Source organism: Deltaproteobacteria bacterium (assembly GCA_040223695.1).
Classification (GTDB): Bacteria; Desulfobacterota_D; UBA1144; order Nemesobacterales; family UBA2774; genus JAVKFU01.
The window spans coordinates 82,014-95,489 of record JAVKFU010000019.1; the positions used below are offsets into that span (position 1 = coordinate 82,014).

The 13,476-nt window shown below is 50.6% G+C and carries 12 protein-coding genes and 1 riboswitch; of the genes, 7 read left to right on the forward strand and 5 right to left on the reverse strand.

The features are described 5' to 3' along the window. Positions 1-10: 10 nt before the first annotated feature. From RIG61_12410 to RIG61_12425, 4 genes are all read right to left on the reverse strand, one after another. Positions 11-700, reverse strand: coding sequence for a YggS family pyridoxal phosphate-dependent enzyme (locus RIG61_12410; protein MEQ9619960.1), 690 nt, complete (start codon positions 698-700; stop codon positions 11-13). After that, a complete protein-coding gene (locus tag RIG61_12415) occupies positions 684-1,289 on the reverse strand; it encodes a nucleoside triphosphate pyrophosphatase (protein ID MEQ9619961.1) in 606 nt (201 codons plus the stop codon). Before RIG61_12415 ends, RIG61_12410 begins: the two co-directional genes overlap by 17 nt. A gap of 215 nt (positions 1,290-1,504) precedes the next feature. Further along, positions 1,505-2,080, reverse strand: a complete 576-nt coding sequence (locus tag RIG61_12420; GenBank protein ID MEQ9619962.1) for a hypothetical protein — start codon at positions 2,078-2,080, stop codon at positions 1,505-1,507. Between the two features lie 168 nt (positions 2,081-2,248). Next, complete coding sequence (locus RIG61_12425) at positions 2,249-2,632, reverse strand: carboxymuconolactone decarboxylase family protein (protein MEQ9619963.1); 384 nt, start codon at positions 2,630-2,632, stop codon at positions 2,249-2,251. 214 nt (positions 2,633-2,846) lie between these two features. Between RIG61_12425 and RIG61_12430 the strand changes: the two genes are divergently transcribed. Then, the gene (locus tag RIG61_12430; GenBank protein ID MEQ9619964.1) at positions 2,847-4,463 is read left to right on the forward strand and encodes a peptide ABC transporter substrate-binding protein; all 1,617 of its coding nucleotides are present in this window, start codon (positions 2,847-2,849) and stop codon (positions 4,461-4,463) included. A 260-nt stretch (positions 4,464-4,723) separates the two neighbouring features. Here the strand turns inward: RIG61_12430 and RIG61_12435 are convergent, their stop codons facing one another. Then, a complete protein-coding gene (locus RIG61_12435) occupies positions 4,724-5,776 on the reverse strand; it encodes an LLM class flavin-dependent oxidoreductase (GenBank protein MEQ9619965.1) in 1,053 nt (350 codons plus the stop codon). Between the two features lie 164 nt (positions 5,777-5,940). Between RIG61_12435 and RIG61_12440 the strand changes: the two genes are divergently transcribed. The 6 genes from RIG61_12440 to RIG61_12465 all read left to right on the forward strand — a co-directional run bounded on the left by RIG61_12440 (position 5,941) and on the right by RIG61_12465 (position 13,463). Then, positions 5,941-6,963: an LLM class flavin-dependent oxidoreductase gene (locus RIG61_12440; GenBank protein MEQ9619966.1), complete on the forward strand. Its 1,023-nt coding sequence runs from the start codon at positions 5,941-5,943 to the stop codon at positions 6,961-6,963. Between the two features lie 114 nt (positions 6,964-7,077). Then, positions 7,078-7,268, forward strand: a riboswitch (cobalamin riboswitch). 79 nt (positions 7,269-7,347) lie between these two features. Further along, positions 7,348-9,228 carry a TonB-dependent receptor gene (locus tag RIG61_12445; GenBank protein MEQ9619967.1) on the forward strand — a complete coding sequence of 627 codons (1,881 nt, stop codon included), beginning with the start codon at positions 7,348-7,350 and terminating at the stop codon, positions 9,226-9,228. Positions 9,229-9,273: 45 nt separating this feature from the next. Beyond that, positions 9,274-10,770, forward strand: a complete 1,497-nt coding sequence (locus tag RIG61_12450) for a hypothetical protein (protein ID MEQ9619968.1) — start codon at positions 9,274-9,276, stop codon at positions 10,768-10,770. Positions 10,771-10,873: 103 nt separating this feature from the next. Continuing rightward, the gene (locus RIG61_12455; GenBank protein MEQ9619969.1) at positions 10,874-11,821 is read left to right on the forward strand and encodes a cobalamin-binding protein; all 948 of its coding nucleotides are present in this window, start codon (positions 10,874-10,876) and stop codon (positions 11,819-11,821) included. A gap of 3 nt (positions 11,822-11,824) precedes the next feature. Then, positions 11,825-12,706, forward strand: coding sequence for an ABC transporter substrate-binding protein (locus RIG61_12460; protein MEQ9619970.1), 882 nt, complete (start codon positions 11,825-11,827; stop codon positions 12,704-12,706). Continuing rightward, positions 12,690-13,463 carry an ABC transporter ATP-binding protein gene (locus tag RIG61_12465; protein MEQ9619971.1) on the forward strand — a complete coding sequence of 258 codons (774 nt, stop codon included), beginning with the start codon at positions 12,690-12,692 and terminating at the stop codon, positions 13,461-13,463. Before RIG61_12460 ends, RIG61_12465 begins: the two co-directional genes overlap by 17 nt. The last annotated feature ends 13 nt before the right edge of the window (positions 13,464-13,476 follow it).

Below are 13,476 nucleotides of genomic sequence, written 5' to 3' on the forward strand. Positions count from 1 at the left end.
CGTCCGAATTTCAGGCTCTCGCTCCGAAAATCGCCGAGCCTATTCTTACCATCGTAGCCCCTTCTTCTATAGCGACCTCAAAATCGCCGCTCATTCCCATGGATAGCTCTGTGAGTCCGGGAAACTTCTCCCTGAGATTATCCCTCAATTCCCTGAGCTCCACGAAATAGGGCCTCGCCCTTTCGGGCTCGTCGAAAAAAGGCGGCATCGTCATAAGCCCCTTAACCTCGATATGATCATAATCCCCGAGACGGTTAATGAATCCCTGGACTTCATCCCTCCCGACCCCCCCCTTGGCCTCCTCCCCTCCAGTGTCCACCTCTATGAGAACAGGCATCCTGATACACGCTTTTCCAGCTCTTTTATCTATCTCCATGGCGACTGACACAGAATCCAGCGAATGAACAAGCTCTACGTTCCCGATCAGGTACTTGACCTTGTTACGCTGAAGGCGGCCTATGAAATGCCATTTTACACCGCTCTTTACCGCTTTTTCCACGGTTTTATGCTTGTCCCTTAACTCCTGCGCGTAGTTCTCTCCGAATGTATCGACGCCTAACCCCGCCGCCTCTATGATTCTTTGGGCTTCCACCTGCTTGGTCACCGCTACCAGTCTTATATCGCTGATATTTCTTCCCGACCTTTTAGCGGCTTTTTCTATCCTCTCGGTTACATTTTTTATATTACTTGCCAAATCCATACTTACCGAACGGCTCGACTATTCCGAGTTTTTTTAAAGCCTCAAGCAGCTCTACCACCGGGAGACCTACGACATTCGTGTATGAACCCTCGATTCCCGTTACCATAAAGGCGCCTATTCCCTGAATACCGTACGCCCCCGCTTTATCCATCGGCTCTCCGGTCTTAATGTAACCTTCTATCTCGTACGCCGCAAGCGGCTTGATGCCGACCCTGGTTCGCACGATTTCACTGTGGAGAACTTCCCGCTTTGGCTTAACAATTGAGAAAGCCGTGTATACATTATGCTCCTTTCCCGATATTTTTTGAAGCATAAGCGCCGCTTCCCCTTTACCCGACGGCTTTCCGAGTACCTCGCCATCCACGACCACGATTGTATCGGCTCCGATAACCATATTGCCGTTTTCCAAATTCCGGGAAACGGATGAGGCTTTATCCAGGGATACCCTGAGCGCGAACTCTTGAGGGGTTTCATCTCCTTTGAGGGACTCGTCCGCGGACGGGCTCACAACCTCAAATTCAATCCCGGTATTTCCAAGAAGCTCTTTTCTTCTGGGGGAGGATGAGGCCAGGATAATTTTATATTTCATGACAATAAATTACCCGACTGTGATGTATGTGTGACGCGCCGAATCAAGTTTATTCAGCGGTAACGAGAATATAACAATAATAAGATGCGCCCTGAGAGGATCATATGCCCATCGCGGGAGGACGTTAGGCCCTGAGTAAAAAATTCCCGGAGGTCCGTATCTCATTCACGAAAGAGTCGGGCTGTAAGTGCATATTTGAATTTATCGATTAGCGATCAATAATAATTCAGCTCGCTGTCAATCCAGTATTTCTCGGCGCCGACATTCGTACGAAGCGCTATGCCCTGATCGGTAATTTGATAGATAATTATGTCGGAGTCAAACGGGATTTCTCCGCTTGCCGCAGCGCCCCTGGTTTTCGATTTCAACGCAGCGTCGCCCTGGACGCCGAAATCCCATCCCTTCCTGATAAACTCGTTGAGAACGACAGGGCTGTTGAATATAATCACCTCTCTCTTATCCGTAACTCCCACTCCGAGGCCTATACCTCCTTCGGCCATCTTCATAAACGTCTCTTTGCCATTGGAGCTATTTACCACGACGCCGTAGCCATTCCCTGAACCGACGACCAGAAACTGGGTGCTGATATTGCTGAAGACACCGTAGCCCGCGGCATGTTCTATCAATTCCCTCGTTACGGGCTCTTTCGCGTAAAGCTCGGCAAGGGTATTGTCCTTCATCTGCAGGATATACGCTCTTTTGGACGCAGGGCTGTTGCCTTTGGGCTTTGCGCACGCGTAGACAAAACCTACCGTAAAAATCAGGGAAAGAATCATAATGTAGAATTTCATTTCTATCTCCTTCTGTTCTCTACAGAATTCTTACTCTCTGTCCGTAGAAAAATCAGTTTGCATGTATTACAGAATACAATGTTACGAGGTCAAAGTCTCTATATTTTTTCATTACGCCACGCATACAGCGGGTGAACGAAATAGAATCATTCAGGATGTATATACGGTCTAGGACTTTCCGTCCAGCTCCTGGAATACCTCTTTAGCCAGCCTGAGACCCGTGAGGGCGGCCGGGAAACCGGCGTAAACGAGCGTCTGCATTAAAACCTCTACAATCTCTTCTCTGGTGCAGCCGCAGTTGAGCGCGCCCTTGATATGCACCTTGAGCTGATTGGGCGCAGTACCCAGAGCCGTAAGAGCGGCGACAGCGGTGATTTCACGCGACTTCATGTCCAGACCCGGCCGGGAGGATATCTCGCCGAACACGAACTCCATGAGGTAGCGCACCATGTCGGGCGCTATATCGTTAAGACTGGCCGCCGTCCTTTCCGCGGCTCCGGGAGAGATCTCCTCAAGCTTTTTTAAACCCTGCTCGTATTTATCGCTCGGCATATTTACCCCCTCTATCTTACTTGAAATCAAAATACGCAATGCCTATACTACGGCTTTTAATCAATTTGTAAAGGAGCGCTCATGCTGATTCTGATCGCCAGGTTCAGGATCAAACCCGGATATAGAGAGAAAATGATAAGCACGGAGAGAATACAATCGCCTGAGTGCAATCATATTGGACAATGAGAAACTCATTCTTTAAGATAGTGCGATTATGAACACTAAGATAATTCTATTATTTGTAAGCACATTCCTGATCTTCGGCTGCGGCAATAATAGCGGCAATGACATCGATTGGAGCCAGAAAGACACGCTCAATATAAATATCGGCAACGAGCCGCCCACGCTCGACCCGTCCCGCGCGACCGACACGACGTCATATACGGTGCTGAATAACCTGATGGAGGGTCTTACGCAGTTCGACGAAGAGTTCAAGCCCCGTCCCGCCCTTGCGGAGAGCTGGGAAATGAGCGACGACGGCAAGACATATATCTTTAAAATCAGGGAAAACGTTAAGTGGACAGACGGAAAGCCCTTGAGGGCGCAGGACTTCGAATACTCATGGAAAAGGATTTTGAGTCCCGAGACGGGGGGAGACTACGCATACTTCCTTTATGACATAGAGAACGCCGAGGAATATAACACGGGGAAAATCAATGACGTAAACAAGGTTGGGGTAAGGGCTCTCGACGATAACACGCTCGAGGTAAAACTGAAAAGGCCGGCCTCTTATTTCCCGAGCCTCTTATCGTTTATGTCGACCTATCCGATTCGTAAGGACGTAGTGGAGAAGCACGGGCTTAAATGGACCGAGCCCGCAAATATCGTTACACTGGGTCCCTACACTCTCACGTCGTGGAAGCACCACGACCACATATTGCTGACTAAAAACCCCGATTACCGGGGGGAGCCGCCGAAGATAGAAAAGGTAAAGCTTATTATGAACGAAAACCCGTCCTCGGCGCTGGCCCAGTACGAAGCGGGACAGCTCGACTACGCGGACAGCAAGAGCATCCCTCCTCTCGAAGTGCCGAGGCTAAAAGACCTGGATGACTTTACGACGACCCTTCAGTTCAGGGGCAACTACATAGCGTTCAACGTCGGGAAGCCCCCGTTCGATAACCCTCTCGTGAGAAAGGCGTTTGCGGCGTCCATAGACAGGCAGAGCATAGTCGGCCTGATACAGGGGGCCGGTATAACGACAAAATCCTGGATTCCGAAGAACATGCTCGGCTACAACCCGGACATCGGGATCGAGTTTGACCCGGAGCAGGCAAAAAAGTGGCTGGCGGAGGCCGGATACCCAGGCGGCAAGGGGTTCCCGGAGGTGTCTTTCCTCTGGCCCGACGTGAGCAATAACAGGGTCATTGCCGAGGCGCTACAGAGCATGTGGAAAGAGTATCTGGGAATTAAAGTCGAGCTCACGAACCAAGAATGGAAGGTCTATCTCAGCACTATCAATACGGACCCGCCCGAGATTCACCGAGCGGGATGGGGCGCCGACTTCCCCGACCCTCATAACTTCATGACGCTGTTCACCTGCAATTCCGGAAATAACAGGACGAGGTGGTGCAATCCCGAATACGACAGGCTGGTCGAGGAGGCGGCTCAGGAAACAGAGCGAGGAAAAAGGAAGGAGCTTTACGATAAGGCGCAGAAGATATTGACTGAAGACGACGCCCCGATCGCGCCTTTCTATATATCGAACCAGCAGAATATGATTAAGCCCTACGTAAAGGGCCTGAAACCCAATCCGCTTGACCTTTTGCTGTTCAAGAAAGCGTACTTTGAAGATAACAGTATGAAGAACGCGGGAGAGCCTGCGAATTAGGCACTTCTTCTATCTATCACAAATCTTTCCCTCTACCTTCCATAGGAATGAAATAGAAGAAATGATAAGATTGCCGCGAGTGCTTCGCACTCTCGCAATGACGCGCCGGGCGGGCTCGCAGCTGGAAGCCACTCCTACTGTCATTTTAGTTTCAATAACAATACTCAGTCTGGTACACGGATTGAACCGTCTTCTCCGATCTGGAATGAGGGGTTCAATGCGACTTCCCATAGGTAGCCGTCCGGGTCACTGAAATTTCATCAGTCCTTAAAATATGGGATGATGTCTTTGGCGTAGGTTTTAAGGGCCTTCTCCGGGTCGGGGCTGAACCTGTAGAAGAGCACGAAATGCCTGACTCCCTTCTTTATATATTTCTCGATCTTGTTTATACAGTCCTTTTTGGAACCCGTTATAGTGAAGTCGATTATGGCCTCCCTCGGGAAGAACTGCCCCAGCTGTCTGAACTTCTGCCTGCCCTCCTCATCCTGAGGGACGACGTTGAAATAGTTAAGACCGTGATACTCCTCGGGGATTTCGACATCGTACCCCGCTTTTTTGAGCTGGTCCTGCATGACTAGCACGTACTTAAACGGCTCAAGCGTTTTGTAGGCCTCGTCCTCATCTTTACCGAGCGATGTGAAGACCCAGAGAGCGGGGTCAATTTCCTTCATTTTTCTTCCCGCGGACTTTGCGCTTTCCTTGATTGTTCCCAGATATTCGGCATAAAGACCGGGATTCAAGTCGATGGGGAGCCAGCCGTCCCCGAGCTCTCCCGCAAGCTTCAGACCTTTGGGCGTATGAGTCGCTATATAGGTTGGAATCCTGTTCCTCTTGTAAGGCCTCACCTGAAGGAAAGCGTCCTTCATCTCGAAAAACTCACCCTTGTAATCGATCGGACTGTCCGAGGCCCACAGTTTCTGCATAATCTCCATCGATTCCCTCAGTCTCTTAAGGGGCTTGTTCCATTTAATGCCGTAAGCGTCGAGATTCATCGACTCGCCGACGCCTAATGTCAGTGTGACTCTGCCCTTCGATATGTGGTCGATGGAAGCGAGTCTCTGAGCAAACACCGCAGGGTGCATTCTGTGCGGGTCAGAGACGGTGCCGAGACTGATATTACTGGTCTTCATCGCAGCCGCGGTAGCTATTGTCCATGCTTCGTGTGCTTCTGTGGGGGAGACGAAAACAAGGTGGTCGGGATACCAGACGGTATCGAATCCAAGTTTGTCCGCCATAACCGAAAATTTTAAAAGTCCATCCATATCAGCCCCGGGCATGGGGGCCGAAAGTCCGAATTTAATCTCATTTGCCATTCTTACACCTCGCTATTAATTGTAGTTTCATTATAAACGGAATAGCGGACAAAACACAATATAATAAGCGCAAATAAGCGGCAGACGGTTCGCTAGTGGTTCTATAGTCCATAGAAACCAGATGTTATAATAAGCACAGACAGCAAAAAGAAGGAGGAAAATAAATGAAATTCGGTATCGGACTGTTCGGCATGCAGAGCCATGAGGAGCTTCCCTACACTCATCCGGAGCTATACAAAAACGCGCTCGAGCAGGTGAAGCTGGCTGAAGATGTGAATTTCGACTCCGCGTGGATCTCGGAGCACCATTTCCTCGAAGACGGTTACTGTCCGTCGCCCGCAGTAATTGCGGCAGCTATGGCAGCTATGACTGGAAGGATAAAGATCGGCTCCGCGGGAATTATCCTACCACTGCACAATCCGGTGAGGGTGGCGGAGGATGCCGCCGTGGTCGATAATATTTCAGGCGGAAGGTTTAATCTCGGCGTGGTGCTCGGATACAGAAAAGAGGAATACGAGGGGATGGGAGTGCCGATGAAGCAAAGACCCTCGAGGATGGACGAGGGGATAGAGGTGCTGGAGAAGGCGCTTGCGGGAGAAAAATTCTCCTACGAAGGCGAAAGGTATAAACTGGAGAATACCGTGGTCACACCGAAGCCGGTACAAAAGCCGATACCCCTTTACGTGGGGGCTTTCGAGGAGCCCGCGATCAGGCGCGCGGGCAGGTACGGATACCCGCTCCTGATAGGCCCCGGGAGAACAGTGGATATGGTAAGGGATACGCTCGGCTACTACAACGATGAGGCGAAGAAGGCGGGGAAAAACCCGGACGACGTGGAGCACATACTCCTTAGAGAAACATTCGTATCCGCGGACAGGGACCGGGCCATAGAAGGCGGGAACAAGTACATAATAAGCATGTATAAGTATTACTTCTCGCTCGGAGTGAAGATGTTCGTAAGGGGTAAGCAGCTTACCGGACTGGACGATCCGCTTTTCGAGCACCTTGCGGAGCAAAGGTTTATAATCGGGACGCCTGAAGACTGCATCGATGAAATAAAGATGTACCGGGACACGCTCGGAATCAATTATATAGCCTGCAGAATGGTGTTCCCTCAGGCTACTCACGAAGTTATCTCAAACTGTATTGAGCTATTCGGAAAAGAGGTAATCCCTAATATTGACTGAGGCAATATTCAGGAACCACTTGTTTTATAGCACCGCCAGAAAGAAATGACGGGCGGCGACTTGAATCCTGAGAATTGAGACGTTATGATGTATGTGTTGTTTATAAGGTTCTTTTAAAATTTATAGTGGTAAGGAGCTTTCAGCTTAATAGGGAAATCCGGTGAGAATCCGGTACAGCCCGCTCGCTGCTGTAAGTAGTCCGTAAAGTCCCCCGCAGAATGCCACTGGAATCAAAGATTCCGGGAAGGCGCCGGGGAGTCCCGAGGCTACAAGTCAGAACACCTGCCTTACAACTGTGAAATTACTTTTCTTCGGGGGGAGAAAGTAAATGGTTTTAAGATACAAACAGTCTCCCGGTTTCAGTACGAAGAACCGGGGGCTCAAGTGATAAAGCATTTCCTGTCAGCATTTCTTGTTCTAACAACTTTTCAGGCAATAGCCCAGGAGAGCGGGGTGGAAACCCTTGAGACAATAGTCGTCGAGGATGCTCCCATAGAGCCTCCTCTAAACTACCCGTCCGCTTTTTCGACCGTCATAGAGCTTGAGGATTTTAAGGGCGAATACAATACCGCCTCCGATATACTCTCATTCTCGCCGGGGGTGGTCGTAAGAGATTTCGGCGGATTCGGGCAGCTCAAAACCCTGTCCATCAGGGGCTCGTCCAACGACCAGGTAGTGATTCTGCTGGACGGCGTGAGGCTCAATAATCCCATCGGCGGCGGAGTAGATCTTTCGACGATCCCGGTTCACTATGTGGACAGATTCGAGATCGTGAGGGGCGGGGCGTCCGCGCTTGCGGGAAGCGACGCGATAGGCGGCGTCGTAAACATCGTAACAAAAGAAACCGACGAGCCGTTTACATTCGGCTCCGCCACGTACGGCTCGTACGAGACATTCGAATTGAATTTATCAAGGGCCCAGAAAATCGGGGATTTCAGCTATCTGGTGTCATTTACGCACGCGCAGAGCGAGGGTGATTTCAAATTCAAATCCGTAAACGACCTCACACTCAAAAGGATAAACAACGAGTTCCACTCCGAAAGTTTTCTGGGGAAAGTCAACTACGACCCGGGGAACGGCTGGGAGATAGGGCTTCTCAACGAATTCTTCTACGACGACAGGGGGGTGCCGGGTCTAGGGGAGTTTCAGCAGCCGAATTCAAGCCAGAAAGATTTGAGAAACCTGACCAGCCTGAACATATCAAAAGATGGCTTTATAAAACCTGAACTGGACCTCAACATAATACTGTTCAACAGGTTCGACTATCTGAAATTTACCAACCCGACCCCTACGGTAGGCGTGCCCATAGATACTCTGAGCGAGACCTACTCGTTCGGTATAAACCCGCGGCTCACGTGGTTCGCTCCCTATAATCAGATAGTGACATTCGCGACGGAGGCGAGGGGGGATATTTTGAGGGACGAGGATTTCGACAACCCGAAGCGGTTTACGTACAGCGTGTTTGCGGGCGACGAGATAAGCTTGTGGGACGAAAAGGTGCTCATAAATCCGGTGATCCGTTATGACCTGTGGACAACAAGGGAGGACGAGACGACTACCGATTCTGGATTCTCCCCCAAGCTCGGCGTAATTGTTTCACCGTTTAATTACCTGTCATTCAAGGGAAACGTAGGCCGGTCGTTCAGGGCCCCGAGCTTCGGGGAGCTCTTCTTCCCGGAAGAGGGATTCATAGGGGGGAACCCCGACCTCAAACCGGAGACATCCTACGACTTCGATATAGGATTCGTACTGTCACACCCCCGCGCCGCGCTCGAATTCAACTATTTCAGAAACCACATTAACGATCTTATCGCATTCGTATTCATAAGCGCCCTCAGGATCGAGCCGAGGAATATAGGGGATGTGGTCGAGCAGGGCATTGAAACGAGTCTCGTATTGAGACCGTTTGATTTCCTGGAGCTATTCGCCGGTTACACGTTTCTCGACGGCGAGGTGGAAGAAACGGGGGCGCAGCTTCCGGGAAGACCGAGAAACAAGTTCGACCTGAGAGCCGTCCTTACGTACAACCTGCTCACGCTGTTCTGGGAGACTCATTACGTGGACAGCATACCGCTGAGCGCCTTCCCAAACTCCAAAACGACAGACCCCCGGACGACTTACGACATAGGGGCGAAGGCGGAATGGAAAAAACTGTTCGTAACGTTCGAGATAAAGAACCTGACCGACAATCTGGACGTAAGGGACGCGCTCGATTTCCCGCTTCCCGGCAGGACATATTTCGCCACGGCAGGAATAAATTTTTAGCGGACAAAACATTAAAAAAGATATATCAACAAGGAGGTATTGTTTATGAAATTACTAGTATCCATGTTTTTATTGGCCGTATCGGCATTAGCCCTTAGCGGATGCGATGAGACAGGCGGAGGCGGAGGCGGTTTTATACCGACGGGCAGCATTCTGGCGGTTGCGGAGAAAGCGGGGTCCGAGGAAACAATAAAAGTAGGCGGCCTTCAGGGCGCGGTGCCTCCGGGAAGCACTGTGGAGGTTACGAATCTCGATACGGGGAAGACGAAGACCACAACAGGGGCGCCAGACGGGAGCTTCGACCCCACATTTATCGGTGACACCGATGACACATTCAATGTGCTGGTAACGAATAACGGAAATATAGTGGAAGATACGGTAATAGGGGTCACTCTGCTTTCGGATGCGGTTGAGGAAAACCTTGCCAATCTCGGGAGCGTTCCTGCGGATATTGAGATACGCGGAGACAGGGCATATGTGATAAATGGGTTTTCCAATAATATACAGGTCTTTGATTTAGATCAGGATCCCCCTGGACTTATAGGGACTATTGTTCTTCCACCCGGCTCAAATCCCACAGATATGGCATTTCTCGACAATACGCGTGCCTACGTCGCGAATAATATCGGTCAGAGCGTAGCCGTCGTAAACGTCCAGACCAGGGTTTGTGAAACCCTTATTGTAAGAGCCGGACAAGGGGGAGACACACAGCCTTGCCAGGAAGTCCTCACGGTTGCGGGAACACCCTTTGAAGACCCGGCAGGGGTTGCTGTAGCGAACGGGAAGGTCTATGTATCGAACAATAATCTGGCAGGCTTTTCCGATCCAAACGGCAACGGCTTTATATCCGTGATTAACGCTGAGACCAACCAGTTTATTACAACGATAGAGGCTACAGGCGCGAACAGCACCAGCATGATAGTGTTTGACGGGAATATCTTCGTAGTCAATGCAGGTAACATTACATCCACACCGGATTTCTCGGAATTCTTCTGTGATGAAGAATTTCCTCCGTCGATCGACGTAATCGACCCGCAAACAGATATTATAATCGATACGATTCCTATTCCATTGAGCGCTGAAAACGCGTTAGTCTGTCTGCCTAACGCTATAGCAGCGACAGGCGACGGGTTCGGTTACACGGGACTGGGACTGGTAGGGGCTTTATTAAAGGTTGATCTCCTGACCGGCGATGTAATAAACGGTACGGACAATCCTATTATAATTACGGGTCTATCCGGATTGAATAACACAGCGGATGTAGCAATCAGGGGAAACCTGCTGTTTACGACCCTGTTTAATTCCGACCAAATCGCGGTTGTCGATACCGACACGGATGAGGTTGACCCGTTTCCGTATATAGCTCCTTTTCCGGCGGGCATAAGGGCTTTTAATCCCGGCTCTCAACTCTTTGACGGCGTACAGTCGCTCGCTATAAGACCCGGCGCGCCGGGGGTCGATTTCAACGGGGCCGACATATATTTTATTACGGGGATAAGCGAGCAGCTGGGGTCTGTGGATTCCACTCTGGGAACTCAGTGATCTCACAGTTTGCATATACATATAAAGTCGATAATGATAATTACAGGGAAGAGGCGCGTCGATTGCCCCCTCTTCCCCAAATTATCAACGGAGGCAAATGACAATGCGCATATGTTCATTCCTTCCCAGCACTACCGAGATAGTCTATGAGCTCGGGCTCGGGGACAAAATCACAGGCGTCACGCACGAATGCGATTATCCTCCCGAGGCCCGGGACAAGAAAAGGGTGATTATGAGCTTCATAGACCCTGAAAAACTGTCGAGCAGGGAAATAGACGAGCTTGTCTCAACGAACGCCCGGGAGGGAAAGAGCACATATCTCATAGACAAAGACGCGCTCGTGGAAGCCGACCCCGATATAATCCTGACTCAGGAGCTATGCGAGGTGTGCGCGGTTTCGGGAAACGAGGTGACAGAGGCGGCAGAAGCTCTGGGGCACGAACCCGAGATTATAACCCTTGAGCCGAAAACCCTGAGCGAGATTCTGGACACTATTCTCATAATAGGAGAGGCTACCGGCACTATTGACACCGCGCGGGAAATTACAGACAGGCTTCGACAGAGAATAGAGAAGATCCGGTCACTCCTGAGCGGCGAAAGGGACCGTCCCAGGGTATTCTGCCTCGAATGGCTCGACCCTCCTTATGTCGCGGGACACTGGGTGCCCGAGATGGTGGAGACCGCGGGGGGAGAGTGCGGGATAGGCAGGCCGGGCGAGCCCTCGTTCAAGGTATCATGGAAGGATATCGTGAATTTCGCCCCGCAGATGCTGTTCATCATGCCGTGCGGCTACGATATAGAAAAAACGCTAGATGAAATCGACACACTGACCTCGCACGAGGAGTGGTTCTCGCTGCCGTCCACCAACAAGGGGCAGATATACCTTTTCGACGCAAACTCTTACTTCAGCAGGCCCGGACCGAGGATAGTGGACGGCCTTGAAATACTGGCCAAGACAATCCACCCCGAGCTGATGAAGGGCTACGATCCTCCGACCGACTCGGTTCTCAATTTAAGGAACTATATGCAGTTCGAACTGTTTCTCGGATAAAAAATGAACAGAAGAATTTTAACGATATTATTAACTTTATTAATGCTGTTTTCTACGGGACTCAACGCGCGCCCGGACGACACGCCTGAAAGAATCGTCTCTCTTTCCCCGAACCTGACCCATATAATTTACGCCCTCGGAGAGCTCGATAAAGTGGTAGGCGTCACCATCTATTCGGATTTCCCTCCCGAGGCGTACAAATTACCCAAGGTCGGGGGGTGGGTGAATCCCAGCTTCGAGGCCATAGTAGCGCTCAAACCCGATCTCGTCATGCTCATGAGGGATCAGGACACTATATTCGGAAAAAAAATCAGGGACCTGGGACTTAAAACGCTCGTTACGGACAGCAATAATTCGGTTGACGATATACTGAAAACGATTACAAATTTAGGCGGCGTACTCGGTAAAGAGGAGAAGGCGGCGAGTGTGACCTCCGACATCGAAACCAGACTGAACGAAATAGGGAATAACACCCGGAACCTGCCGAGGAAGAGTATTTTGTTAGTAGTGGGAAGGAATCCGGGAACACTTGAAGACATATACGTTATCGGAAGAAATAACTATATTAATGAGCTGATCGAGCTTGCGGGGGGGGAGAATGTAGTACAGAACACGAGGCTATCAATAAAAATCACAAAAGAGGCGATACTGACGTTCGACCCCGATGTGATAATCGAAATCAATCACGAACAACTGGACAGGGAAAAGGAAATACTGGACACCTGGAGCGAGCTGAGGCAGTCAAGAGCCGTACAAAACGGTCAGGTTTATATACTCCCCAGCACCGTGCTCCTTCATCCGAGCCAGACTATCGTTCAGGGCGCAGAGGTTCTGACCCGGATACTTCATCCAGAAACAGTGGAAAAATATGGCAACAATAATTGAATGCGAGGAACTCGGCTTTTCATACGACGGTTCCGAGGTCCTGAGCGACATAAACCTGTCGTTTGGCGAAGGGAAGATGCTCGGTATTCTGGGGGCGAACGGGGCGGGGAAATCAACCCTGCTCAAGCTCCTTTCGGGAATATTGAAGCCAGGGAAGGGTAACGTCCTATTTAAAGATAAACCGTTACGGAACCTTGACCGGAGGGAGATTGCAAAGAGAATCGCATATATACCGCAGGACCCCGTATTCGCGTTCCCCTTCACCGTCATGGAGATGATACTGATGGGGAGAGCCCCCTACATAGGCCGCTTCGATTTCGAGAGGGAGGCCGACAGGGAAATCGCGGAAGCCGCGCTGAAGAAGGTCGGAATCAATCATCTGAAAAACCGCCTGATTACGGAGATTTCCTCGGGGGAGAGACAGCTCGCCTCAATAGGACGCGCGCTCGTCCAGGAGCCCGAGGTAATGATGCTCGACGAGCCCGCCACCTTCCTGGATATAAAACACCGAAACGAAATAATGAAAATCCTGAGGAGGCTCAAGGATGAAAACAATATCCTCATTGTAGCGGCGACTCACGATATCTTCAGCGCCTTATTTTACTTCGACGAAATAATAATGATAAAAGACGGCAGGCTGTTTACGCAGGGGCAGACAGCGGAGGTAGTCAGTCAGGAGAACCTCAGCTCTCTCTACGGAACCCGGGTATCGGTAAGGAAGGACGGGGGGAAGGTCTTCGTCTATCCGAGCGACTGATCGCTCAGCCGGA

Bases quoted from the DNA above. Each gene is read 5' to 3' on its own strand.
- RIG61_12450 (MEQ9619968.1), top strand. From the start codon at position 9,274: ATGAAATTACTAGTATCCATGTTTTTATTGGCCGTATCGGCATTAGCC.
- RIG61_12455 (MEQ9619969.1), top strand. From the start codon at position 10,874: ATGCGCATATGTTCATTCCTTCCCAGCACTACCGAGATAGTCTATGAG.
- RIG61_12410 (MEQ9619960.1), bottom strand. From the start codon at position 700: ATGGATTTGGCAAGTAATATAAAAAATGTAACCGAGAGGATAGAAAAA.
- RIG61_12425 (MEQ9619963.1), bottom strand. From the start codon at position 2,632: ATGCCGAGCGATAAATACGAGCAGGGTTTAAAAAAGCTTGAGGAGATC.
- RIG61_12440 (MEQ9619966.1), top strand. From the start codon at position 5,941: ATGAAATTCGGTATCGGACTGTTCGGCATGCAGAGCCATGAGGAGCTT.
- RIG61_12465 (MEQ9619971.1), top strand. From the start codon at position 12,690: ATGGCAACAATAATTGAATGCGAGGAACTCGGCTTTTCATACGACGGT.
- RIG61_12415 (MEQ9619961.1), bottom strand. From the start codon at position 1,289: ATGAAATATAAAATTATCCTGGCCTCATCCTCCCCCAGAAGAAAAGAG.
- RIG61_12430 (MEQ9619964.1), top strand. From the start codon at position 2,847: ATGAACACTAAGATAATTCTATTATTTGTAAGCACATTCCTGATCTTC.
- RIG61_12435 (MEQ9619965.1), bottom strand. From the start codon at position 5,776: ATGGCAAATGAGATTAAATTCGGACTTTCGGCCCCCATGCCCGGGGCT.
- RIG61_12460 (MEQ9619970.1), top strand. From the start codon at position 11,825: ATGAACAGAAGAATTTTAACGATATTATTAACTTTATTAATGCTGTTT.
- RIG61_12420 (MEQ9619962.1), bottom strand. From the start codon at position 2,080: ATGAAATTCTACATTATGATTCTTTCCCTGATTTTTACGGTAGGTTTT.